22 protein-coding genes are annotated in these 24,032 nt (G+C 43.5%); 6 read left to right on the top strand and 16 right to left on the bottom strand.

What is annotated here, in order from left to right; genetic code table 11:
• The first annotated feature begins 189 nt into the window (after window positions 1-189).
• The 5 genes from eno to sppA all read left to right on the top strand — a co-directional run bounded on the left by eno (window position 190) and on the right by sppA (window position 6,273).
• Window positions 190-1,503, top strand: a complete 1,314-nt coding sequence (gene eno / locus Q4B79_RS07170) for a phosphopyruvate hydratase (protein WP_303085742.1) — start codon at window positions 190-192, stop codon at window positions 1,501-1,503.
• Window position 1,504: 1 nt separating this feature from the next.
• A complete protein-coding gene (locus Q4B79_RS07175) occupies window positions 1,505-1,987 on the top strand; it encodes a septum formation initiator family protein (protein WP_303085743.1) in 483 nt (160 codons plus the stop codon).
• A 1-nt stretch (window position 1,988) separates the two neighbouring features.
• Entirely contained in the window at window positions 1,989-2,729 is a 741-nt protein-coding gene (gene ispD / locus Q4B79_RS07180; protein ID WP_303085744.1) for a 2-C-methyl-D-erythritol 4-phosphate cytidylyltransferase, read from the top strand.
• A gap of 50 nt (window positions 2,730-2,779) precedes the next feature.
• A complete protein-coding gene (locus tag Q4B79_RS07185; RefSeq protein WP_303085745.1) occupies window positions 2,780-5,185 on the top strand; it encodes a ComEC/Rec2 family competence protein in 2,406 nt (801 codons plus the stop codon).
• A 62-nt stretch (window positions 5,186-5,247) separates the two neighbouring features.
• Window positions 5,248-6,273 (top strand): signal peptide peptidase SppA, encoded by a 1,026-nt coding sequence (sppA, locus tag Q4B79_RS07190; protein WP_303085746.1) that lies wholly within the window; start codon window positions 5,248-5,250, stop codon window positions 6,271-6,273.
• Window positions 6,274-6,389: 116 nt separating this feature from the next.
• On the opposite strand, the gene Q4B79_RS07195 is transcribed toward sppA, so the two are convergent.
• From Q4B79_RS07195 to Q4B79_RS07240, 10 genes are all read right to left on the bottom strand, one after another.
• Complete coding sequence (locus Q4B79_RS07195; protein ID WP_303085747.1) at window positions 6,390-6,719, bottom strand: DUF3144 domain-containing protein; 330 nt, start codon at window positions 6,717-6,719, stop codon at window positions 6,390-6,392.
• 80 nt (window positions 6,720-6,799) lie between these two features.
• Window positions 6,800-7,966, bottom strand: a complete 1,167-nt coding sequence (metK, locus tag Q4B79_RS07200) for a methionine adenosyltransferase (protein WP_303085748.1) — start codon at window positions 7,964-7,966, stop codon at window positions 6,800-6,802.
• Between the two features lie 367 nt (window positions 7,967-8,333).
• The gene (locus Q4B79_RS07205) at window positions 8,334-8,939 is read right to left on the bottom strand and encodes a rhomboid family intramembrane serine protease (protein ID WP_303085749.1); all 606 of its coding nucleotides are present in this window, start codon (window positions 8,937-8,939) and stop codon (window positions 8,334-8,336) included.
• Window positions 8,940-9,072: 133 nt separating this feature from the next.
• Window positions 9,073-11,295, bottom strand: a complete 2,223-nt coding sequence (locus Q4B79_RS07210; RefSeq protein ID WP_303085750.1) for an NADP-dependent isocitrate dehydrogenase — start codon at window positions 11,293-11,295, stop codon at window positions 9,073-9,075.
• 306 nt (window positions 11,296-11,601) lie between these two features.
• On the bottom strand, window positions 11,602-13,326 hold the full coding sequence (gene argS, locus Q4B79_RS07215; protein ID WP_303085751.1) for an arginine--tRNA ligase: 1,725 nt from the start codon (window positions 13,324-13,326) through the stop codon (window positions 11,602-11,604).
• A 70-nt stretch (window positions 13,327-13,396) separates the two neighbouring features.
• Window positions 13,397-13,903 carry a hypothetical protein gene (locus tag Q4B79_RS07220; protein ID WP_303085752.1) on the bottom strand — a complete coding sequence of 169 codons (507 nt, stop codon included), beginning with the start codon at window positions 13,901-13,903 and terminating at the stop codon, window positions 13,397-13,399.
• 16 nt (window positions 13,904-13,919) lie between these two features.
• Window positions 13,920-14,417, bottom strand: coding sequence for a hypothetical protein (locus Q4B79_RS07225; protein ID WP_303085753.1), 498 nt, complete (start codon window positions 14,415-14,417; stop codon window positions 13,920-13,922).
• A 77-nt stretch (window positions 14,418-14,494) separates the two neighbouring features.
• Window positions 14,495-16,909 carry an endopeptidase La gene (lon, locus tag Q4B79_RS07230; RefSeq protein WP_303085754.1) on the bottom strand — a complete coding sequence of 805 codons (2,415 nt, stop codon included), beginning with the start codon at window positions 16,907-16,909 and terminating at the stop codon, window positions 14,495-14,497.
• A 145-nt stretch (window positions 16,910-17,054) separates the two neighbouring features.
• Window positions 17,055-17,753, bottom strand: coding sequence for an LrgB family protein (locus tag Q4B79_RS07235; RefSeq protein ID WP_303085755.1), 699 nt, complete (start codon window positions 17,751-17,753; stop codon window positions 17,055-17,057).
• Window positions 17,740-18,171 (bottom strand): CidA/LrgA family protein, encoded by a 432-nt coding sequence (locus Q4B79_RS07240; RefSeq protein WP_303085756.1) that lies wholly within the window; start codon window positions 18,169-18,171, stop codon window positions 17,740-17,742. Before Q4B79_RS07240 ends, Q4B79_RS07235 begins: the two co-directional genes overlap by 14 nt.
• A 279-nt stretch (window positions 18,172-18,450) precedes the next feature.
• Between Q4B79_RS07240 and Q4B79_RS07245 the strand changes: the two genes are divergently transcribed.
• The gene (locus Q4B79_RS07245; protein ID WP_303085757.1) at window positions 18,451-19,404 is read left to right on the top strand and encodes a ribonuclease Z; all 954 of its coding nucleotides are present in this window, start codon (window positions 18,451-18,453) and stop codon (window positions 19,402-19,404) included.
• Between the two features lie 15 nt (window positions 19,405-19,419).
• Here Q4B79_RS07245 and Q4B79_RS07250 read toward each other — a convergent pair whose 3' ends face one another.
• From Q4B79_RS07250 to Q4B79_RS07275, 6 genes are all read right to left on the bottom strand, one after another.
• On the bottom strand, window positions 19,420-19,983 hold the full coding sequence (locus tag Q4B79_RS07250) for a hypothetical protein (protein WP_303085758.1): 564 nt from the start codon (window positions 19,981-19,983) through the stop codon (window positions 19,420-19,422).
• A 1-nt stretch (window position 19,984) separates the two neighbouring features.
• Entirely contained in the window at window positions 19,985-21,268 is a 1,284-nt protein-coding gene (purD, locus tag Q4B79_RS07255; RefSeq protein WP_303085759.1) for a phosphoribosylamine--glycine ligase, read from the bottom strand.
• A 423-nt stretch (window positions 21,269-21,691) separates the two neighbouring features.
• Window positions 21,692-22,033, bottom strand: a complete 342-nt coding sequence (locus Q4B79_RS07260; protein WP_303085760.1) for a hypothetical protein — start codon at window positions 22,031-22,033, stop codon at window positions 21,692-21,694.
• A gap of 75 nt (window positions 22,034-22,108) precedes the next feature.
• Window positions 22,109-22,738, bottom strand: coding sequence for a fumarylacetoacetate hydrolase family protein (locus Q4B79_RS07265; RefSeq protein WP_303085761.1), 630 nt, complete (start codon window positions 22,736-22,738; stop codon window positions 22,109-22,111).
• Between the two features lie 59 nt (window positions 22,739-22,797).
• Window positions 22,798-23,793, bottom strand: a complete 996-nt coding sequence (locus Q4B79_RS07270; RefSeq protein ID WP_303085762.1) for an alpha/beta fold hydrolase — start codon at window positions 23,791-23,793, stop codon at window positions 22,798-22,800.
• Window positions 23,794-23,800: 7 nt separating this feature from the next.
• Window positions 23,801-23,965, bottom strand: a complete 165-nt coding sequence (locus Q4B79_RS07275) for a rubredoxin (RefSeq protein WP_303085763.1) — start codon at window positions 23,963-23,965, stop codon at window positions 23,801-23,803.
• Between the last annotated feature and the right edge of the window lie 67 nt (window positions 23,966-24,032).

Genomic DNA, 24,032 nt, shown 5'->3' on the forward strand with positions numbered 1-24,032 from the left:
TTATGAAACTTATCGCATTCGTGCCGAAAAATATCCAATCATTGTCAATCCTTTTGATTATTGTGTGTTGGAAGTTCAGGCGGAATATGAGGTGGAGTAGTACCAAAGCTTTGAAATAACAGTTTATGCCAGCCAAAATTTGTGTTATAATCTAGCTAAACTTTTACCCAACCATTAAAGGATTTTGTTATGTACGCTGAAACTACTGATAATGCCACCCAAATCAAAGACATCGTGGCTCGTGAGATTCTTGATTCTCGTGGCAACCCCACCATTGAGGCAGACGTTATTTTGGCAAATGGTGTGGTTGGTCGTGGCTGTGCCCCATCTGGTGCGTCCACAGGCTCTCGTGAGGCATTGGAGCTACGAGACGGCGACAAAGCTCGCTATCTAGGCAAGGGCGTAAAAAAAGCCGTTGCCAATGTCAATAGTCAAATTCGCTCGGCACTGCTTGACAAGGACGCAACCGCCCAAGCTGAGATTGACAAGATTTTGATTGACCTTGATGGCACCGAAAACAAAGCCAATCTAGGAGCAAATGCGACTTTGGCAGTATCATTGGCGGTCGCTCGTGCGGCAGCCATTGCCAAAAATCTCCCCCTACACCAATACATCGCCAACTTGCGTGGGCAAACATCGCTTACCATGCCTGTACCGATGATGAATATCCTAAATGGCGGAGCTCATGCGGACAACACGGTGGATATTCAAGAGTTTATGGTTGAGCCTGTGGGCTTTACCAGTTTTGGCGAGAGCTTGCGTGCAGGGACAGAGATTTTCCACAGCCTAAAATCGGTGTTAAAAGCACAAGGGCTAAACACCGCAGTGGGCGATGAGGGTGGTTTTGCTCCCAACTTACGCTCAAACGAGGAGGCGATTACCGCCATCATGAAAGCCATTGAGCAAGCAGGTTATAAGGCAGGTCAAGATATTTTCCTTGCCCTAGACTGTGCATCTAGCGAATTTTATAAAAACGGTCAATACGTCCTAGAAGGCGAGGGTAAATCGTACAGCAGTGAGGGTTTTGCGGATTATTTGGCGGGTTTGGTGCGTCAATATCCGATTATCTCTATTGAGGACGGCTTGGACGAAAGCGACTGGGACGGTTGGGCATATCTCACCAAGCAAATTGGCGATAAAGTTCAACTTGTCGGCGATGACCTATTTGTAACCAATCCCAAGATTTTGCGTGAAGGCATTGACAAGAAAATCGCCAACGCCATTTTGATTAAGTACAACCAAATCGGTACACTGTCCGAGACGCTAGATGCCATTTATCTTGCCAAACAAAACGGCTACGCTACTGTCATCAGCCACCGCTCTGGCGAGACTGAGGATAGTACCATCGCTGATTTGGCAGTGGGTACAGCAGCAGGGCAGATTAAGACAGGTTCACTATGCCGCAGCGACCGTGTTGCCAAATACAATCAGCTACTACGCATTGAGCAACAAGTAACTGCCAAATTCCGTGGACGTGAAGAGTTCATCGGACTGCGTGGCTGACATGACCGCTGATACTCCAAAAAAAGACATGCAGTCATCAACCAAGAAAACAGGTGTAAAGATTTCGCCTGTTTTCTTGGGTTATTCGGTATTGATAATTTTTGGGGTAGTGGTATTGGTTGCCTTGCAACATCAGTATTGGTATGGCGAATTTGGTCGTTATGAATTTGCCAAATTAAACGCAGAGCTTGCCTCTTGGCAACGGCTAAATGCCTCCCAGCAGGTAAAAAATAACGCCCTAAAAGCAGAGGTTAAAGACCTAAAATCAGGACTTGGGGCGATAGAAGAGCATGCACGGTTGGAATTGGGGCTTATTAAGTCAGGAGAGACCTTTGTGGAGCTGTCCACAGCACCTGTGATTAACACTAGGGAGATGGCAGAGGGTGTGGATAGTAGCAGTGCTACCGAGCCTGTGGAGGGGCTACTTGATGGTGCTGGTGGCTATGCTGTAACAGATGTTGGTAGTGATACTGGCGAGAATTGATATGGCAAAATTTCATCGGCGTATCCATGCGTTAGTTGTTGCGGCAGGGCGAGGCAGTCGTTTTGGGGCGGATACACCCAAGCAGTACCTGCATGCTCTTGGGCGTACGATACTAGAACATAGTGTGGCTTGTCTAGATGTTTCTGATATTGATGATATTACATTGGTAATTGCCAAAGATGACCAAATGGCGACTTCGCTAGATTTTGGTTGCGATAAGCCAATTTATTTTTGTCAGGGTGGTGCAGAGCGATTTTTGTCTGTTAGGGCAGGTGTAGAGGAGATTTTTAGGCGAACTGGTGGAGATGATGTGTGGGTACTTATCCATGATGGAGCAAGACCTTGTCTTTTGCCATCAGATGTGCATCGCCTTATTGATACCATCAAAGAATTTGATGTTGGGAGTTTGGATAATTTGCCAGTAGGGGCGATTTTAGCAACGCCTGTGGTGGATACATTAAAGCTTGCCGAATGCAAAGCCAATCAAGTACACATTTCTTATACTGTCAGTCGTGATAATCTGTGGCAGGCTCAAACCCCACAAGTGTTTCGGCTACATGCCTTGCGACAGATGTTGGATTATGCGATTGACAATAATTTAATGATTACTGATGAAGCAAGTGGTTTTGAACATCTTGGGCGGAGTGTGGTGTTGGTACAGGGTTCACGATTTAACATAAAATTGACTTATCCTGATGACCTAAAAATGGTTGAATTGATATTGCAAGCCAATAAGTCATGATTTGGTTGATATTTATCGTTGTGGTTTTGATGGTATTTGGGGTGTTGGATATGCCATCAACCAATTTGCCACTTTTGGGTGCTGATGATAATTTTTATGTGATGAGCATACTTCTTGTGGGGTGTGCTTTTTTGTGTCTAAAATTTAATCAATTGACTGCTAAAACCCTGCTTGCCAAAATTTCGTTATTAGCAATAAACACATTGTTAATTGTGTTGGTGTCTTTGTTGTTTATTGTGCGGACGTTGAGCGTAAATCAGGATTTTGAGGGGGTGGCAAGGCTTATTCCAAAGCAGGGTTACACGATAACTGCTGATGTGCATGTCAGTGAGATTAGTGATGGTGTTTATGCAGAGGGCATGTATTATCGACAAAAAGCACAGTTGTCCAATTTGCAATTTTATGAAGGTGCACATCAAGGAGGTGTAAATACTTACAACCCCTTTTTGGTGGCTGATGATGACATGGTATCACACCAGCCCTTGCCAAAGACGCTGACAGTCATGTTGCAGGCAGGGCGGGTTTTTGAAAAAAACAAAACATCATGGGATAAGCTCAATCAGTTGCACCCCAATACCACTGCCCAAATGACGTTATTGATTACACCCATTGATACAGAGGTAAGTGCATTAGGTTTTGATAGCGGACGTTGGCTTCGTACTCGTCATATTCATGCCAATGCTCAGATTGTTGCTATTAATGGTGAAGTCATGCCTTTATCCAAGATAACTTGGCTGGGGCATTTGGAGGCTTTTCGTCAAACGTTGCGTGATTATTTTTATCAAGATTGGCAAATGCTCGGTCATGACCAACAGCAAGCCAAAGCAGTTACGCTCTCACTTTTGACAGGCGACAGGGCGTTGATTGGCAAGGACACCAAAGAGTTGTATCAATTTGGCGGTATTAGTCATCTGCTTGCCATTTCAGGGACGCATGTGGTGTTTTTGGCGATGATATTGGCTTATATTTTGTGTTCGGTGGCGGACAGATTTTTGGTGTTTTATCAAGTGATGGCACGTCATCACTTTCGCATGATGGTCATGGTCTTGGCAAGTTTGGTGTATGCGTTATTTACAGGGTTTGATGTGCCAGCAGTCAGGACGGTGTATATGATGTTGATGGTGTCGGTGGCGAGTTATCTTGCCTTGCCCATCTCTTCGATGACGGCATTGGCATGGGTGGCATTGGCAATGATTTGGCTAGACCCTGTGGTAGTGTGGCAGGCGGGATTTTGGCTGTCGTTTGTGGCGGTGGCGTTATTAATGTGGTATGGGGAGCGTGAATTTGAGTCGGCAAAAACTGACTTTGTTACTGGCTTAATGAGATTAATCAAATTACAAAGTTATCTGTTTGTCGCCATGCTGCCCATTTCTCTGCTGTTATTTGGTAAGGTGTCGCTGTGGGGGCTGGTGGTTAATCTTTTTGCGGTAGGGCTATTTGGTGCATTGATTGTGCCTATTAACCTTTTGGCTGGGGTATTTTTTATTATTATGCCATCTGTGGCGAGTGTGCTGTGGGGGATTTCATCATTTGTGATATTATCCCTAAATGCGTTTTTGATGTTTTTGCAGGAGATGGGGAGTGCATGGCTTTATCAGAATGTCAGTGTGGCAGGCGTGTTGTTAGCCATGATGGCAGTGGGCGTATGGATAAGTCCTTTGATTCATAAAAAATTTGCATTCATGCCTGTGCTTGCCATGCTAATGATGTTGGTGCAGGGCAAGTCTGTCATGCCAAAGATGGGGATACATGTTTTAAATAGTGATGATGATTATGTCAGTCAGGTATTAATTTTTAAGCCTCATGCCAATGATGGTGCTAGCAAGACGGCTTGGCTTTTATTGACTGATCAAGGAAGTAAGCAATCCCCTGAGCTATTTGCCAAGACCTTACTTACCCAACTACACAAACAAAACATCAATCACTTAACAGGCGTGATTATTCAAACACCAAGCCCTATGATGGCTGAGGCGTTATCCATCATTCACAGAGACATTCCTATTCATCGTCCATGGCTGGCAGGCAAGAATGAGGTGCTAGGGTTGCCTTATCATGGTTGCGAGGCTGGCAGGAGCTGGGAGGGCGATGGGCTTTATATTCGTGCCTTGACAGGCTGGCAGATGATTGATGATGAGCATGTGTGGAGCTGTTCGATATTTGTCGAAAGCGAGGAGGACATAACCATCATGGGCGGTATTCGCCATGACATCAAAGAGGAGGGGAGTCATATTTATCGTGTGCTTATCAATGGGGCGAATCACGCTCACACATGGCAGATGTATGAGTACATGTGTCATGACGAGGTGCTGGCAGATGTGTGGCTGGTTCATACACGCCAAGTGGTCAGCCGTGCGGTTTTTGATGCAACTTCGCCGTATGTCATGATTTATACTGACAAAAATACCGCCACCAATCGTGAAAAAGCCTCTGTGGCATTGGCAAGTTTAACGGATTGAAATAATCTTATAAATTATGCTAAAATGCTTCAATTTATCAAGTATATAGCTTAGGAAATCATATGGCATGGCCACCCAATCCCAATAAAGACACTTCCACTTCTTCTCATCACTCCTCCCAAAATCAGTACAGCAGTCAAGAATGGCGACTGCTTGAAAAAACCCTCATGGCAAGTATTGAGGAGCAACGCAGAGCAAGACGTTGGGGGATTTTTTTTAAATTCTTAACCTTTGCTTATATCATTTTTGTCATCGCAGTGATGGGGCGTGGTTGTAGTACAGATGGCGGTATGCCAGTGGAGATAAATAAGCCTCATTTGGCGGTCGTGGAGGTCAATGGCGTGATCGCCAGTAGCACCGATGCCAATGCCTATAATGTCAACTCGGCACTCACAGAAGCATTTAGCAATCCTAATTCTAAGGCTGTCGCTCTTGCCATTAACTCACCAGGTGGCTCGCCTGTGCAGTCTGATGAGATTTGGCAGACAGCGATGGATTTACGCAAAGAGTATCCTGATAAGAAGCTTTATGCCGTCATTGGCGACATCGGCGCATCTGGGGCGTATTATATTGCCAGCTCTGCCGATGAAATTTGGGTCAATCCATCAAGCTTGGTGGGTTCGATTGGTGTGATTATGTCAGGTTATGACACCCAAAAACTCATGGAAAAAATTGGCGTAAAAGACCGCACCATGACAGCAGGCGAGTACAAGGATATTTTGAGCATGAGCCGTGATATGACTGCCAGCGAAAAAGCCCATGTGCAGGCATTGCTTGATGTCACTCATCAAAACTTCATCGATGCGGTCAAGACTGGACGTGGCGATAAGCTAAAAAATCCCGAACAAAATCAAATTTTTAGTGGTCTGTTTTGGACGGGTAAGCAATCTGTGGAATTGGGGCTTGCCGACAAGACGGGCGGTATTAGTAAGCTTGAAAAAGAGCTCAATCTAGAACACTCAGTCAATTACACCTATGTAGACCCCATGCGAAAAATCTTTGACCGTCTAGGCGTGCAAGTCGGTCAAGGTCTGGGGCGGGGTGCTTTGCTTGCTCTGCAAGAGAGTGAAAACAGCAAAATACAATAATGATTGCTTGTCATCAAGCAGGAGCTTTGGCTAAGTTGATTAAACTTAGCCTTTTTGTTTGGGTGTGGCAGGTGGATTGTAAAATATTTATACACTTCGTTTTGTGATTGCCAAAATCACTTAATCCCTGTATATTTCTCAAAATTATTGGCATAATCATCGATATTATCCGCGAGCATTTGCTGATATTGTTTGGTATAAAAGGCGATGATTTCGTCTTTTTCTTGGGCAAAATCACTGCCTTTCATAAAACCAATACTTGCCGCTGACACCGCAAAGCGAGCTGCTGCATAAGTCAAAGAAGCTGCTACTTGTCCTGCGTGTGAAGTGGGCGATAATTGTGAGTTTGCCAAAGTAATCACTTCATCTGCCCGCTCAAAAAAGGCATTGGCATCTTGGGGGAGTTTGTCGGTGTTTTCGGCTAATTGTTCATTAAGATTTGACATAAAAATTCCTGAAAAATTTTAAAATAAAAGCCAATCATAGACTGGCTTTTATTGTATCACAATTTACAGGTTGGGTAAAATTACCAATTGGTGTCCGCTTTAATTGCCTCAACCTTATCCAATTTTTCCCATGTAAAGGCATTGTCTGTACCATGTCTACCAAAATGACCATAACTGGCGGTGATTTCGTACATCGGTTGCAATAAATTTAACATACGAGTAATGCCATAAGGACGCAGGTCAAAATGGGTGCGGATTAGGCGAATGATTTCATCATTGGACACTTTGCCTGTACCAAAGGTATTGACCGAAATAGAGGTTGGCTCTGCCACACCAATAGCATAGGAAACTTGTACTTCGATACGGTCAGCAAGTCCTGCCGCCACCAAGTTTTTGGCGACATAACGACCTGCATAGGCAGCCGAGCGGTCAACCTTAGAGGGGTCTTTGCCTGAGAATGCACCGCCACCATGACGAGCCATACCACCATAAGTGTCGACGATGATTTTACGACCTGTCAAGCCAGCATCGCCCACAGGACCACCGATGACGAATTTACCTGTGGGATTAATGTGGTATTTGGTACCAGCATGCAAAAGTTCGGTAGGAATGACTTTTTTGATGATTTCCTCCATCACTGCCTCATGCAGATCAGCTTGACTAATTTCTGGGGCGTGCTGAGTGGAGAGTACAAGGGCATCCACCGCCACAGGGCGATGAGCATCATCGTAACGTAGGCTCACTTGTGCTTTCGCGTCTGGGCGTAGCCATGAAAGCGTGCCGTTTTTGCGTAGTTCGGCTTGGCGTTCCATGAGGCGGTGTGACAAAGCGATGGGGGCTGGCATGAGCACATCTGTTTCGTTACAGGCATAACCAAACATCAAGCCTTGATCGCCTGCCCCTTGATCTTCTGGGTGGCTTCTATCCACGCCTTGTGCAATCTCAGGCGACTGTTTGCCAATCATGTTAATGACCGCACAGCTTGATCCGTCAAAGCCCAAATCGCTGTGGTTGTAACCGATTTTGTTGACAGTAGCACGCACAATGGCTTCCACGTCAATATTGGCATGGGTGGTAATCTCGCCCGCCAGCACCACCGCCCCTGTTTTGGTCAGGGTTTCGCATGCCACACGAGCGTCTTTATCTTGGGCTAAAATGGCGTCCAAGATGGCATCAGAGACTTGGTCAGCCATCTTGTCTGGGTGTCCTTCGGAGACGGATTCGGAGGTAAATAATTGATAATTCATAAAATTTCATCTTAAAAACTAAAAAACTTACGAAATTCTGGTGGCTTTTCATTATTTGTTTAAATAGCGAACAAATCTAGGCTTGACAGAATGAGCCAATCACTTGGCTTGACATCGTAAGGCGAGAATATCATTTTAATGGATATTTGGAGGAAAATTATACATGATTTTATTAATAAAGTGTTAATTTTTTTAATGAAAAAAGCTTGGAATGCTATGAAAAAACTTGAATATATCAAATGACAAGTTGTTGTTTGTTTTTTAATTTGTGTGTAAACATTGGTAAGTGAGTATGCCTCATAAATTTACTTTATGAGGCTTGATGGGTAAATCATTTGGGTTTTTGGTGGTGGCAATAAGAAAACGCCTAAAATCTTGGGTGTAATAGTGCATTGATAAAATGAATGATGATGGCAGGATTGATGGCGATAGTGGCAATCACCCCGAATGCCGCTCCTGCTAGATGAGCCAGATGATTGATGCGACCTGTGCCACGTCTATCCGCCCATACGCTATACGCCACGTAGCCGATGGCAAAAATAATCGCTGGAATGGGGATAAAAAACAGATAAATGGTTTGCCATGGGGCAAGTAAAATAAACGAAAACAGCACTGCCGAGACACCGCCTGAGGCACCGAGACTAGAAAATCTGGGGTTATTTTTGTAGCGAACATAATCAGGAATGCTTGAAGCGATGATGGCGAGGGCATAAAAACCCACAAAGCCCAAAGAGCCTAAGTGATTAATAAAAAACCGCTCCATGACACGACCAAAAAAGTAAAGCGTAATCATGTTAAACAGTAAGTGCATGCCATCTGCATGAACAAAACCGCTGGTCAAAAAACGGTCAAATTGCTTATGGCGAGTGATGGAAATGGGGTCAAAGGTCAGCCTACCAAGCAGTAGCTTGTTTTGCCATGCCATGATACTGACAACAACAGTGATGAGAATAATGACGGTGGTATGATTCATGGGTGTTTGGTGCTAAATATCAGATGGAGGTTGATGTTGCATTATACCGTTAAATGGCGGATTTTGGTAATGTTTTAAAAGATTGCCATAAAAAATGCCATCACAAAGATGGCATTTATGGTTTTATCAAGCATCATAGCTGAGCAATGATGTCGTTAAAGGTGGCACTAGGACGCATGGCCTTATCTAGCAAATCACGATTGGCAAAGTAGTAGCCTTCGGTTTCGACAGGCTGACCTTGCACGCTATTTAGCTCATTGACGATTTGCTCTTCTTTTTCATCAAGTGCTTTGGCGATGGGTGCAAACTCTTCGGCAAGGGCTTTATCTTCGTTTTGCTCTGATAATGCTTTTGCCCAGTATTTTGCAAGATAATAATGACTGCCACGGTTATCGATAGAGCCGAGTCTGCGTTGTGGCGATTTGTCGTTGAGCAGTAGCTCTTCGGTGGCTTTATCTAGGGTGGTCGCCAAGATTTGTGCTTTTGGGTTGTTTGTTTTTTGGGATAGATGTTCTAGTGATACAGCCAATGCCAAAAACTCGCCCAAACTATCCCAACGCAGGTAGTTTTCTTTGTTGAATTGTTGGACGTGCTTAGGTGCGCTGCCGCCAGCACCAGTTTCAAACATGCCACCACCATTCATCAAAGGTACGATAGACAGCATTTTGGCAGACGTACCAAGTTCTAAGATTGGGAATAGGTCAGTCAAATAATCACGCATGACGTTACCAGTAACGCTGATGGTGTCTTTACCTTCTTTTAGGCGAGACAGCGTAAATTCTGTGGCTTCTGCCAATGGCAAGATGCGAATGTCTACATCGCTGGTATCAAGTTCGCTTAGGTATTGATTGACTTTTTTGATGACCTCGGCACTGTGAGCACGTTTTTCGTTTAGCCAAAATACCGCAGGCGTGTTACTTAGGCGGGCACGATTGACGGCTAATTTTACCCAGTCTTTGATGGGGGCATCTTTGGTTTGGCAGGCACGCCAAATGTCGCCAGCTTCCACATTGTGTGATAGCAGGACGTTGCCGTTTTCGTCTTTGACTTCTACCACACCATCAGCTTCAATCTCAAAAGTTTTGTCATGAGAGCCGTATTCTTCGGCTTTTTGAGCCATCAAGCCTACGTTTGGTACTGTACCCATGGTGGTGGGGTCGAACGCACCGTGTTTTTGGGAGAATTTAACAACTGCATCATATAGTGGTGCATAGGTGCTGTCTGGAATGATGATTTTGGTGTCTTGTAGTTTGCCGTCTTTGTTCCACATTTGACCTGATGAACGTATCATGGCAGGTACAGAAGCGTCTACGATGATGTCGCTAGGTACGTGCAAGTTGGTAATGCCTTTATCGCTATCTACCATGGCGATGTCGGGATTATTGGCGTAGGTTTGTGCGATAAGATCTTCAACGTTTGCTTTGGTGGTGGGGTCAAGTTTGTCAATTTTGGCAAGTAGGTCGCCAAATCCGTTATTGACATTGACACCGATTGAGTCTAGCTCTTTGCCGTATTTTTCAAAGACAGGCTTAAAGAAAGATTTAACCGCATGACCAAAAATGATGGGGTCAGAAACTTTCATCATGGTGGCTTTCATGTGTAGACTATATAGCACGCCTTTTTCTTTGGCATCGGCAACTTGCTCATCTAGGAATTTGACCAGTGCTTTTTTGCTTAAAAAAGTAGCGTCCAAGATTTCGCCTGCAAGTAGCGGCAATGGTTTGCGAAGCTCTTTGCTGCTGCCGTTTTTGTCGGTAAAGACGATATGAACTGTGGTTGGCTTCTCAACGGTGATGGCTTTTTCGTTGTGGAAAAAGTCGTTATCACTCATGGTGGCGACATGGGTCTTACTGTCGGTCGACCATGCACCCATGCTGTGTGGGAATTTTTTGGCGAAGTTTTTGACAGCTTTTGGGGCACGGCGGTCGGAGTTACCTTCGCGTAGTACTGGGTTTACGGCACTGCCTTTGACACGGTCATAGCGGGCTTGAATGTCTTTTTCGGTGTCGTTGCTAGGTTCAGTAGGATAATTTGGAATGGCATAGCCATCATCTTGTAGTTCTTTAATGGTAGCCAAGAGCTGTGGCATGGAGGCTGAGATGTTGGGTAGTTTGATGACGTTGGCTTCTGGGCGTGTTACCAACTCACCCAATTTGGCAAGACTGTCTTCTCGCTTTTGTTCGGGTTTTAGATAGTCAGGAAATTGCGATAGGATACGGCTAGCAAGAGAGATGTCGCTGGTTTTGATGTCAATGCCTGAACTTTTTGTAAAGGCTTGAATGATGGGTAGTAAAGAGTGTGTTGCAAGGGCAGGGGCTTCATCGGTGTAAGTATAAACGATGGTAGAATTTGACATAAAAACTCCAAGTTGTGGTTATCGACAATGAACATGGTCTACGACCATAAGCAAGTTCACTTTGCAAAATTGGTGGATAATGGCAACAGTCTGATAATTAACGACTGTTCACGCATTATCCAAAATCAGCGCTTATTATGCCACATTTTTGCTGATTTTCATAACTTTTTTTATTGAACAAGTCAAGAATTATTTTTAAATAAAATACCAAATATAAGTCATTTTTGATGATTGTGGGCTGGTTTGGTCTTGGTGGGTAGCAAAATCATCATCAAGCCCATACCTGATGATGATTATATGGGTCAATTACATTTTCTCTACTGTCTTGATTCCTAGTAGTTCCAAGCCTTGTTTTAGGGTTTTGGCGGTCAAATCAGCAAGAAGTAGACGGCTGGTTTTGGTGATCTCATCTGCTGATAAAATCGGACAATGCTCATAAAATGACGAGAAAATCCCAGCTAATTCATACAAATAACCACACAATATGTGAGGTGTACCGTCTTTGGCGACTTGGCGTAGAGCCTCCTCAAATTGTAGCAGTTTAACTGCTAATGTCCGCTCTTTGTCATCGCTGATGATGATATCGCCTGTCAGCTCATCGCCACTCACCCCTGCTTTGGCAAAAATTGAACGTACTCGTGTATAAGCGTACTGCATGTAGGGGGCGGTGTTGCCCTCAAAGTTGAGCATGTTATCCCAGTCAAATACATAATCGGTGGTGCGATGTTTGGACAGGTCAGCATATTTGACCGCACCGATGGCAACCGCTTCGATGAGTGCTTGTTTTTCATCGTCTGACACATTGGGGTTTTTTGCCTCAATCAGTACGGTAGCACGGGCAACTGCCTCATCAAGCAGTTCGGCAAGTTTAATCGTACCGCCTGAGCGGGTTTTAAAGGGTTTGCCATCTTTGCCAAGCATCATGCCAAAATTATGGTGTTCTAGCACAAATTCATCAGGCACAAAGCCTCCCATGCGAGCAATCGTCCACGCCTGTGCCATATGCCCTGCTTGGCGAGTGTCCGAGTAGACGATGGCACGGTCGGCATTTAATGTCTCGTAGCGGTACTTAGCGGCGGCGATGTCGGTGGTGGTGTACAAAAATCCGCCATCATTTTTTTGGACAATCACACCAAGTGGCTCGCCCGCTTTGTTTTTGTATTCGTCTAGATAGACAACCGTTGCTCCCTCGTCCTCGACCGCCAAGCCTTGTTTTTTAAGGTGTGCCACCACCTCAGGGAGCATCGGATTATACAGACTTTCGCCCATGACGTCTTTGTCGGTCAAAGTAACGCCCAATCGCTCATAGCTGGCTTGGTTTTGGGTCATGGTAATGGCAACGAGTTTGCGCCACATGTTCAAACAATAATCATCACCGCTTTGGAGCTTAACCACATAGCCACGAGCTTTTTGGGCGAAGGCTTCATCATTATCATAAGTTTCTTTGGCACGGCGATAAAATTCTTCTAGGTCGGATAATTCCATGTCGGAGGCATTTTCATTTTGCATTTTTTCAAGATAGGCGATGAGCATACCAAACTGCGTTCCCCAGTCGCCCACGTGGTTGGCACGAATGACCTTGTCGCCCAAAAATTCTAGCACTCGCACGGTGCTATCACCGATGATGGTTGAACGCAGATGTCCCACGTGCATTTCTTTGGCGACATTGGGTGATGAATAGTCTACCACCACCGTTTGGGCTTGGGTGGAATGCACACCCAAGCGTTCATCAAGGCGGGCAGTTTGAGCGGATTTGGCTAAAAATTCATCACTTAAAAAAATGTTGATAAAACCCGGCCCTGCAATCTCAGTTTTGGCAATGAGTTCATTGCTTGGTAAATTGTCCAAAATACTTTGGGCGACTTCTCGTGGGTTTTTACCCACTTTTTTGGCAAGCCCCATAGAGGCATTGGCTTGATAATCGCCAAATTGAGGCTTGCCTGATTGTTTGATGATAGGGTCAGTATTTTCAAAACCTGCATTGATGATGGCTTGTGTAAACAGTTCGGTCAAGGAGGTGTGTAGGGTCATTTTTTTGCCTTGTTAAATTTGATTTTTGGTTATTATAGCGTAAAATGGGCAAAATGTTAATCTTGACAAATTAGTCTTGTGGTTTATTTTCAAGGCGTGAATGGTGGCGAATGGGTTGCAAAATCACGGCATCAGATTTATCATTAATATGGACTGTGGTATATTGTAATTGAATGGTTTTGCTAAATAATTGGCAATCATCATGAGAGGAATAATAAAAAGCCTCAACATCGCTCATTAAGATGGGTCTATTTAGGTGTGTTTTTAATTTAGCCACCTCTTGATTTAAATATTTGGTGTTTAGTATGGGATTAAATAAGCCATCAAAGAATAAGAAAATTTTATGGTGCAATTCCCATTCTTTAAATTCTATGTTTAAAGTGACCATATCGCATTTGTCCAAAGGATAGGGATAACCATCAAATCCCACTTTTTCCAAAAGTTTAAATTTAATTTGGTGTTCTTTTTTGGAGGTGGTTTTGATGTCAGTGATTTGAATGGGGAAAATCATACCACCTGCATAAACCGTTTGAGATATGCTAAGAAATAGAATGAATAATAAGGCTTTTATCGGCATAACAAACCTACCATGATTAAAAATCTTGACGGCGTAAAATAAAGCGAAATGAAGGTATGTCCTCATTTTGTAACTTGTCTGAATTTGGTATGTAGATGGTTTTGGTGTATAGCTCACAATGATTATTGGGGTTGTAATTAAATGCCTCAATGTCATTAATATTAAAAGTTTTGTGTTGGTATTTTTTGAGTAGTTCAATGTTTTGTTTTAGGTTGTTTACACCCTCATCAAATTTACTGGTATCTTTAAATAATAAATAAAAAAACTGCTCTATGCGTCGCACCCAGCTTTCTTTATATTTATAATCGATGATGATTTTGATGTTTTGACAATCATCTAAGGGATAAGGATAATCATCATAACCTATTTTTTCTAATTTTTGAAAATAAATAAGGTGTTTGTCATCAGAGAGGCTGTGAATGTCAGTAATTTTGATGTTAAAATTATATCCACCTGCATAAACCGTTTGGAATATACTTATAAGTAGTATAAATAATACAAGATAACTTTTCATAAAACTTACTGTATTTGCGGTGGTTAATCCATTAGATTAAAACCCCATTTTACGAGAAATGGGGTTTTGGGTTTGTATTAGCTTCGCAAGCCTTGCTCGTCTGTCTTAACGGTTAAGACGGGTTTGATGGGCGTGAGTGGGGTGACTAGGGCGGCACTTAACACCTCATCGATGGTTTCTACCGATTGAATGGTTAGACCCTCTTTGACGTTGTCAGGAATGTCCGCCAAATCTCGCTCGTTGGATTTGGGAATGAGTACGAGCGAAATCCCACCACGATGAGCGGCAAGAAGTTTTTCTTTTAGTCCGCCAATACGAAGCACCTTACCACGCAAAGTTACCTCGCCCGTCATGGCAATGTCAGGGCGAATGGCAATGCCTGTGAGTGCCGAGACGAGAGCGGTCGTCAAGGCAATGCCCGCCGAAGGTCCGTCTTTGGGAGTTGCCCCCTCTGGCATGTGAACATGAACATCGGTTTCTTTGATTTTATCATAACTAATGCCATACCGCTCGCCCCCTGCACGCACCACGCTCATTGCAGCACGGATAGACTCTTTCATCACATCGCCAAGCGAGCCTGTAAAGATAAGCTCGCCCTTACCGCTCATTGTCGCCGTTTCAATGGTGAGTAGCTCGCCACCTACCGAAGTCCAAGCCAAGCCTGTGATACGTCCCACTTCGGGTTCTTTTTCGGCAAGTCCGTAATCATAAGGCTTAACCCCCAAAAAGTCGCTAATGTTATCATCATTGACGCTAATTGGTTTAATCTCTACGCCTTTTTTGGGCTTGGTGCCGTAGGTTTCTACTTGCGAACGCACCGCTTTACGGCTGATTTTATTAATCTCACGCTCCAAGTTTCGCACGCCTGCTTCACGAGTATAATGACGGATAATGCTCGTTACCGCATCATTTGTAATGTCAAGCTCATCGCTATTAAGACCATTTTGTTCTAGGGCTTTGGGCGTTAGGTAATTTTGGGCAATCGCCAATTTCTCATCTTCGGTATAACCTGGTAAGCGAATAACTTCCATACGGTCAAGCAGGGCAGGCGGAATGTTCATACTGTTGGCGGTACAAATAAACATCACCTCCGACAAATCCAAATCCAAGTCAAGATAATGGTCATTAAAGGCGTTGTTTTGCGATGGGTCAAGCACTTCTAGCAGAGCGGAGGCTGGGTCGCCACGATAATCTTGTGCCATTTTGTCAATTTCGTCCAGCAAAAACAGCGGATTTTTGACTTCCACTTTCGCCAAAGACTGCACGATTTTGCCAGGCATTGCCCCAATATAAGTACGGCGATGACCACGAATCTCGGCTTCGTCTCGCACGCCCCCAAGTGCCATACGCACAAACTTACGCCCTGTGGCTTTGGCAATGCTCTCGCCAAGCGAGGTTTTGCCTACCCCCGGTGGTCCGACAAGGCATAGGATAGGACCTCGCATTTTTTTGACACGAGATTGCACAGCTAAGTATTCCAAAATGCGGTCCTTGACATCGTCAAGTCCGTAGTGGTCTTTGTCCAGCACTTCTTTGGCTTTGTGCAGGTCAATGGAAACCTTACTTGCCTTATGCCATGGCGTGTCCAAAATCCACTCCACATAGCCACGCACCACGCTTGCCTCTGATGAATTGGAAGGCATTTGTTTTAATTTTTTAAATTCATTTTCTGCCTTTTTGCGTACGTCTTCTGGCAAATCGGCTTCTTTTAAGCGTTTTTCTAGCTCGCCATCTTCGTCGTCCGCCCCATCATTTAAATCAGAAAGTTCCGACTTAATCGCTTTCATTTTTTCATTTAAAAAATACTCACGGTGGTTATTTTCCATTTGTTTGCGAACAGATTCTTGAAGTTCGTTTTCAATGGATTGTTCGGCGTGATTGCTGATGAAAAAATCCACCAAAGTCTGATAATGATTGATAATATCGTCATCTTCTAATAAGGATTGTTTTTTGTCCAAAGGTAATGAAGTGCGTGTTGCAACAAAATAAATCAGCTCAATCAGGTTGTTAATCTTATTGGCGACACGAACAATCTCACGCCCATTGCGTAAATTTTCTTCGGCAAAACCACCAAAAAAATCCATCAAAACTTTTTTGTGGGCTTCGGCTTCATCATCAGTTAAGTTATTAACAATAGATTGTGGGCTAAAATTCGCCATCAGTGTATGATGGGTGTCATCGTGATGAAACTCTGTCATCTCGGCACGCACTTGCCCCTCAATAAGGACTTTTAGGCAGGTCTCGTCAGTATCATGTGGCATGGTGCTGATGATTTTACAAACAGTGCCAAAACGGTATAAATTATCCGTGCTAATCTCTTCGGTTAGGGAATCTTTTTGGGAGATGACAAGCAAGCGACCGTCAAAGTTTTTTTCGGCAAGAGTGATGGCATTTAAGGATTGTTCACGTCCCACAAATAAAGCGATTTGCATGTGTGGATAAACCACGACATCACGCACGGCAAGTAAGGGCAAGGTTTGGTTATCAGACATGATAAACTCCAAATAAATTTCTTATAATGCACGTCTGTATGGTGGCAAGTAGCGAAATTGCAAGTGCCACGAACAAAAATAGCCAAAGATGGTTGTTGTGAAGTTTATCGTTGGATTGTAGTTTGGTTGATTACTTGGCGGTTTATTATTTAAGCAGCATGACCAATGCCACAGGCAACCACACCGCCGTAACCAGTCCGTTAATCGCCAGTCCAAAAGCGGCGTATCGTCCTGCGGTGGGACTGATGGTCCATGCCTCTACCGTGCCAATGGCATGAGCCACCAGCCCAAGTGCCAAGCCTTTGGCTCTGTCGTCTGTGATGTTTTTAAAGAGCATTCGGCACACGCCTGCCCCCAAAATGCCCGAGACGATGATGATGAGATTTGCCATGACGAGTGGGGCGTTGATGATTTGGGCGACCGACAAGCCCACAGGCGTGGTCACGGAGCGACTGGCAAATGCTAAAATGGTGTCCATGTTTAGGGCGAAAAGATATGCCAGCGACATCGGCAAAATCGCCCCGACAAGGCTTGCCAAAAGGACGATGATAGAGAGTTTTTTAATGGGTAAGCCCTTAAAGTCCATGCCCGCCAAAGGCACGGCAAGTAGCACGGTGCTATAACCCAAAAGGCGATCAAACACAGGTTTGGCGTTGGCGTAGTAGGTGGCATAGGGAAGCCCAATGATGGTCAAAATGATGAGCGTCAAAATAATGGCGATGATAATCATCGGTATGCCACGATAGTATTTATTGATATAACGTAGTGCATATTTTGCCCCAACATGAGCGATGAGTGTAACGATAAAGGCGATGAGTATCGTGGTGTTGTCAAGCGTTGGCATGATTGTCTCCTTTGTCGTTCGTGGTGTTGTCGTCTAGCCATTTGGCGGACAATTTGGCAAATGCCCACAAAGGTAGCACCGTACTGATGATAATCACCGCCGACACCGCAGGCAAATCCGCCCCTAGCCCAAACAGCAAAATCCCTGCCCCTGCCGAGACGGGCAAAAAGGCAAAGCCACTATCCACCAGTAGCACGCTTGCCGATGATGATAGCCAATGGGGCAAGCCCCCCTTTGCCAATCTCACCCCCATAAGGACGACAAACAGCGACACCAGCCCCACGATGTTGGTGGCGGTAGGCATACCCAAAGCGGTGCAAACCACGAGTGCCAGCTCACGCACCCCAACCACGATGACAACGGTGGCAAGCATGCCAAGCCAAAAAGTGGGGGAGGTGGTGAGATAGGGCGATTTCATGGGATTTCCTTATTTCTAAGCGGTGTTTTATATCTACGATGGTAGAAATTTACTTCGGTCGTTAGACTAATTCGCTGTTTAATTAGATATTCAAGTTTATTAAAACAAAATCCACCAATGCGGTCAAGGTTTTGATGAATTATGTCGATTATTTTTTTAAAAAATAGATTGAGGGTTATCAGGTATTGATGATTGTTTGGTTTTGAGATATGATGTTGAGTGTTGTTATTTTATTTAACATAATATAAAGGCTTTATCTCATCTAAAATAAGGAAAAATATGTTTCGCTTAACCTTTCTTGGCACTTCCTCAGGCATTCCTACCAAGGATAGGAATGTCTCCGCCCTTGCGGTAGAGTGGGCGATAAACGACACACAAAAATGTGGCGATTGGCTACTGGTGGACTGCGGAGAAGGCACTCAGCACCAGCTCATGAAAACGCCTTTGCAATTAAAAAAACTCAAAGCCATTTTGATTACCCATTTGCACGGAGACCATTGTTTTGGGCTGGCGGGGCTTTTGTCGTCTTTGGCAATGCACGGTAGAAGTGAGCCTTTGACGATTATCGCCTCAAAGGGGTTGATAAAACTGCTGGACACTTATAGTTTGGTCAATGAGCTGTATTTTACTTACCCCATTGATTTTAAAGATATTGAAAGTTTTTTAAGTGATAAAATTACGCTTAATTTTGGTAAAGAATTGACAATGAGCGTTGAGACTGCCGAGCTTTCGCACCGTATGCCGTCTTATGCCTTTGCCTTGACAGTGACAATAGATAAGCAAAAATTGGACGGTGAGCGACTGACGGCATTAAACATTGACAAAAAAGACTGGGGGCAAGCCATCAAAGATGACCCAAGTTTGGTGGTAACCCAAACGAATAGACAAAAAATTGTCATCGCAGGGGACAACGACACGCCAAGTTTATTAAGTGATTTGGTGGTGGGGGCGATGGCATTGGTACACGAGTGTACTTATACCCAAAGTGTGCTGGATAAGATTTTGGCAAAAGGCGTGTTTGACCCCAAACACACCACAGCACGGGCGATTGGTGAGTTTGCTCAAATGGCAAAGTTGCCTTGTTTGATTTTGACTCATTTTAGTGCGAGATTTTCCCTATTTGACAACCCTGCCAGCGACACGCCCAATATGGGGCATATTCGCACGGAAGTGCAAACTCATTATCGGGGCAAATTGTATTTGGCAGAAGATTTTATGCAGATTGTGATTTAAAATATTGGCAATGATTTAATGGTTTTTTGGTTGATTGTTCAAGCGATTTCTAACCATTTTAACCGCTGATAATAAAATAAGCGTCATAAAAAATCCAAAAACCACCACACTCATTTTCCCAGAATTACCCCCAAAGTGATACCAAAGGGGAATGACTTGATGATTTTCAATTTTATAACGATAAACAAATGGGTCAGCCATACTGTCGGTAAAAGTCGTCATTTCCCATTCATTGTCTATGTTGTCCAAATGAAAATGAAAGATAGGGTTATTCATTGGTACATTATTTAAGGGTGTATCACACAACGGTTCGCCCTTATATTCTTTTAAAGTTAGGTTAATTGGCTTTTCATTTTTTATAACACAAATATTAAAAAATTCATTGGGAGTTCTTGGCTTGGGTTTTCCAATGCCAAAAGCGATTTGAATCACCATTGCAATTATCCAAATCAGCATAAAAATAATGAATTTTTTAAAAAAAGAAATAACCGATTTCATTATTAAAAAAATGATACACTTAAAAATATAGAAAAAATTAAAAAGTGGAGAATAACCGCAATCATTCCCCACTTTATTCACATTAGTTTTGCTCTCGGAGGGTTGCCCGCCAGCCAATGTCCCTACGATATTGCATACCGTCAAATTTGACCTGCTCACAAAGTGCCAATGCTTTTTTCTGAGCGTCCGCCACCGTTTGCCCAAGTGCTGTAACGCACAGCACTCGTCCGCCATTGGTAACAATTTCGCCTTTGTCATTGACCGCCGTGCCTGCGTGGAAAATTTTGCTATCGTTAGGGGTGGCTTGCAAACCACTAATCACATCGCCCTTGCCAGAGCTTTCAGGATAACCTGCCGTTGCCAGCACAATGCCAACGGTTTTTCGCTCGTCCCAATTTGCTTCACTTGGCAATTTACCGTCCAATCCTGCTTGCACCAAATCCACCAGCGATGATTGCAACCGCATCATAATCGGCTGAGTTTCAGGGTCGCCAAAACGACAGTTAAACTCAATCACCTTAGGATTGCCATCCTTGTCAATCATCAGCCCTGCGTACAAAAAGCCCGTATAAGGCGTGCCATTCGCCTGCATTGCCTGCACAGTCGGACGCATAATCTGGCTCATCACTCGCTCAAATACATCTGCCGTTACCACAGGTGCAGGGCTGTACGCCCCCATTCCGCCTGTGTTCGCCCCTGTGTCGTCTTCGCCAATGCGTTTGTGGTCTTGGCTTGTCGCCATTGGCAAAATGTTTTCGCCGTCAATCATACAAATAAAGGACGCTTCTTCCCCTGCCAAAAACTCTTCAATGACCACCCGACTGCCCGCATCGCCAAATTTATTGCCAGAGAGCATATCGTCAATGGCGTTAAAGGCTTCTGTCTCGTCCATCGCCACAATCACGCCTTTGCCTGCCGCAAGTCCGTCCGCCTTGATGACAATGGGCGTGCCGTGCTGTTCTACATAGGCTTTGGCGGGGGCGATTTCGGTGAACACTTCATAAAAGGCGGTAGGAATGCCGTGCTGTTTTAAAAAATCTTTGGCAAATGCCTTTGAGCCTTCTAGGTTGGCACAGTATTGTGTCGGGCCCCAAATCTTGATGTTTTCAGCTCGGCAAGCGTCCACCACACCATTCACAAGCGGAGCTTCTGGACCTACCACCACAAAATCCACCGCATTTTCTTTGGCAAAGGCGACAATGGCTAAGTTGTCCAAAATGTTTAGGGCGACATTTTGGCATTTGTTTTCTGTCGCAGTCCCTGCATTACCGGGGGCGACAAACACGGTTTTGACTTTGTCGTCTTGGGCAATTTTCCACGCTAAGGCGTGTTCACGCCCACCACTGCCTAATACTAAAATGTTCATAAAATTATCCTATCAAAATACAATAAAGCTCAAATAAGTTGAGCTTATTATAATATAAAAAAGTTTTAATAACAAGAATAAGATTAAAATAATTATCGTCAAATAAATCTTTGGAAATTTATAATAAATAAACCCAAAAACCAAATATGGACTTAACCAAAACAAAAAATACCAAAATCCGATATAACCAATAAATAACCCAATATCAATCAACTTTTGAAAAATTGGTAAATTATTTTGGTATAAATTTCACTAATTGGCAAATAAAAACAAATTGCCAATACCGCTATATCTATCACCAATGATGGCAAAATAAAAGGATTTAAAAATTGTTTTGATGTTTTCATTTGATAGTATTCATATAAAATTACAAGCAACAACCTAATTCTAAATTTTGTTAATAAATTTACTACCAATTTTAAGTTAAGTTCTGCTGATTTGTAAAAATCCAAAAATAAAAAATCCCATCAAAACTTTAAGTACAAATGCAACGATAGAGACCAATGGAATTAGGCTTTCTCTTTTTTGGGTTTTATTATACAAAATGTAAATAAAAAAGTAAATAACAGACCAAATTAAAAAATAAGGAATACAAATAAAAGATACAAACAAAAATACAGTAGAAATGTTTTCAAAAAATGGAAGTCCAGAACGAATACTTAAACCAAAAGATATTGGTTCAAGTAAGGCAAAAAATAAAACAATCACATCAAGTATCAATAATGGAACAACTTCATTTTTAATAAAATCTCTGACAGAAAACATATTGTATCCTTATTTAAAAAATTCATTACGAAAATTTTCAATAGAATGCACTAAATTCTTATAACCTTGCCATAATCAAACAATATCAACTTCAAATCTCTCTTTATCCAGCCCCACCAGTAATTTATCGCCCGTAGTTAATTGCCCAACCCCGCTTGGCGTCCCTGTAAAAATCAAATCCCCCGCCCTAAGTCCAAAATGCGTATGCAAAAAGCTTAATAAATAGTGATAATTATAGAGCATTTTATCAGTCGTATCATTTTGTCGGGTTTGTCCATTGACTGTCAAAGATAATTGGTGCGTGCTTGGAATGCCTGCCCTAAAAGGCGAGACCCACGCCCCATCTTTAAAGCCTTTGGCAAGCGTCCACGGCAAGCCCTTTGCTTTTAGCTCGCTTTGAATGTCTCGTGCGGTCAAATCAAGCCCCACCGCATAGCCTGCCACATCGTCCAAAGTGGGCGTTTTATTATCATCAATGTCCGTGCCAATATACAGCACCAATTCTACTTCGTGATGAATGTTATTAGAAAATTTGGGCAAAGTCAACTTATCAGAAGTGGTTAAACTTGTGGTTGGTTTTAAAAAAACCACAGGGTTATCGCTTGGGACATTGTTTAATTCGGCAATATGCTCGGCATAATTTCTGCCAATGCAATAAATGTTATTCACAGGGTGCTGGGTGTTATTTAAAAGAATGGTTTTCATAAATCAAAAATCCGCTGATATGGCATTTTAATTCTTATCAATTAAAATTAAAATGCCATCTAAGAATTGTTGAGGCAATGCTTGCAAATCAAATTTACCAAATGTGGCTGATAATAGGCTGGTATGTCATGAGCCAGACCATCAACCACAACAAGACGGCTGTTTTTGATGGTTTTGGCGAGGTGTTTGCCATGACTTTTGTGGATAAGCCCATCTTTATTGCCGTGAATGATAAGCGTGGGCGAGGCAATGTTTTTGGTGTAATTAAGGATTGAGCCTGTGGTAAGTATGGCGTTCATTTGTTGGGCCATACCCAAAGGATTATGGCAACGATGATAACGAACAGAAGCAAGCTCACGTGTGCCTTTAATGTCCAGATGACCAGGACTGCCTACCGCAGTCATGAACCACACGGCATGACGAAGCATGTCTTTTTCGCTGTTGCTACGAGCTTTTTTGAAAAATGTCGAAAACTGCTTGGGCTTGGGGGGTGTCAAAAAGGGACGATTGGTACTGCTAAATAGCAAAATGAGCCTATGAATGCGTGCTGGGTGTTTGGCACAGACGATTTGAGCAATCATGCCACCCATGCTCGCTCCCACAAGATTGACCTTGTGCAGTCTAAGGGCGTAAATCAGCCCTGCGACATCGCCTGCCATGTCGGTAAGTTTGTAGGCGACTTCCTCACGTTTATTGGAGAGACCGACTTGGTTTTTGGCAATCATCTTGATGATGTTGGTATGAGGGAGCTTTTGTAAGTGATTGATTTTGGTGGATAATCCTGTGTCTCGGTTATCAAATCGTATCACAAAAAACCCAGCGTCGATGAACATTTTTAAAAATGTATCCGACCAAAACATCATCTGCGAGCCAAAGCCTGTGATGAATAAAAGTGGTGGATTATTGGGATCTCCCCCAGCTTCCACGCACAGATGAATGCCACGCCCAACATCGACCATTGTTTGGTAGAAGTGGGGCGATAAATCAGAGGGTTTCCACGTTTGGTTGAATTTATCCCAGCTGGCAGGAGGTGTATCAGGCAGGGTGGTACTCATAGGCAGGTCAGATTTCTACCATTTCAAAATCTGCCTTAGTAACGCCACATTCGGGGCATGTCCAGTCATCAGGAATGTCCTCCCAGCGAGTGCCAGCGGGTAAGCCTTCCTCAGGACAGCCGAGTGCTTCATCATAAATCCAACCGCAAACGATACATTGATATTTTTTCATGATAAACCTTATAAATAAGCACTAAAAATCAGCACATAAGTTTACACTCATATGCTGACTTTGTAAA

This window comes from Moraxella sp. (assembly GCF_030525845.1).
Classification (GTDB): domain Bacteria; phylum Pseudomonadota; class Gammaproteobacteria; order Pseudomonadales; family Moraxellaceae; genus Moraxella.

Bases quoted from the DNA above. Each gene is read 5' to 3' on its own strand.
- eno (WP_303085742.1), top strand. From the start codon at position 190: ATGTACGCTGAAACTACTGATAATGCCACCCAAATCAAAGACATCGTG.
- Q4B79_RS07175 (WP_303085743.1), top strand. From the start codon at position 1,505: ATGACCGCTGATACTCCAAAAAAAGACATGCAGTCATCAACCAAGAAA.
- ispD (WP_303085744.1), top strand. From the start codon at position 1,989: ATGGCAAAATTTCATCGGCGTATCCATGCGTTAGTTGTTGCGGCAGGG.
- Q4B79_RS07185 (WP_303085745.1), top strand. From the start codon at position 2,780: ATGCCATCAACCAATTTGCCACTTTTGGGTGCTGATGATAATTTTTAT.
- sppA (WP_303085746.1), top strand. From the start codon at position 5,248: ATGGCATGGCCACCCAATCCCAATAAAGACACTTCCACTTCTTCTCAT.
- Q4B79_RS07195 (WP_303085747.1), bottom strand. From the start codon at position 6,719: ATGTCAAATCTTAATGAACAATTAGCCGAAAACACCGACAAACTCCCC.
- metK (WP_303085748.1), bottom strand. From the start codon at position 7,966: ATGAATTATCAATTATTTACCTCCGAATCCGTCTCCGAAGGACACCCA.
- Q4B79_RS07205 (WP_303085749.1), bottom strand. From the start codon at position 8,939: ATGAATCATACCACCGTCATTATTCTCATCACTGTTGTTGTCAGTATC.
- Q4B79_RS07210 (WP_303085750.1), bottom strand. From the start codon at position 11,295: ATGTCAAATTCTACCATCGTTTATACTTACACCGATGAAGCCCCTGCC.
- argS (WP_303085751.1), bottom strand. From the start codon at position 13,326: ATGACCCTACACACCTCCTTGACCGAACTGTTTACACAAGCCATCATC.
- Q4B79_RS07220 (WP_303085752.1), bottom strand. From the start codon at position 13,903: ATGCCGATAAAAGCCTTATTATTCATTCTATTTCTTAGCATATCTCAA.
- Q4B79_RS07225 (WP_303085753.1), bottom strand. From the start codon at position 14,417: ATGAAAAGTTATCTTGTATTATTTATACTACTTATAAGTATATTCCAA.
- lon (WP_303085754.1), bottom strand. From the start codon at position 16,909: ATGTCTGATAACCAAACCTTGCCCTTACTTGCCGTGCGTGATGTCGTG.
- Q4B79_RS07235 (WP_303085755.1), bottom strand. From the start codon at position 17,753: ATGCCAACGCTTGACAACACCACGATACTCATCGCCTTTATCGTTACA.
- Q4B79_RS07240 (WP_303085756.1), bottom strand. From the start codon at position 18,171: ATGAAATCGCCCTATCTCACCACCTCCCCCACTTTTTGGCTTGGCATG.
- Q4B79_RS07245 (WP_303085757.1), top strand. From the start codon at position 18,451: ATGTTTCGCTTAACCTTTCTTGGCACTTCCTCAGGCATTCCTACCAAG.
- purD (WP_303085759.1), bottom strand. From the start codon at position 21,268: ATGAACATTTTAGTATTAGGCAGTGGTGGGCGTGAACACGCCTTAGCG.
- Q4B79_RS07260 (WP_303085760.1), bottom strand. From the start codon at position 22,033: ATGTTTTCTGTCAGAGATTTTATTAAAAATGAAGTTGTTCCATTATTG.
- Q4B79_RS07265 (WP_303085761.1), bottom strand. From the start codon at position 22,738: ATGAAAACCATTCTTTTAAATAACACCCAGCACCCTGTGAATAACATT.
- Q4B79_RS07270 (WP_303085762.1), bottom strand. From the start codon at position 23,793: ATGAGTACCACCCTGCCTGATACACCTCCTGCCAGCTGGGATAAATTC.
- Q4B79_RS07275 (WP_303085763.1), bottom strand. From the start codon at position 23,965: ATGAAAAAATATCAATGTATCGTTTGCGGTTGGATTTATGATGAAGCA.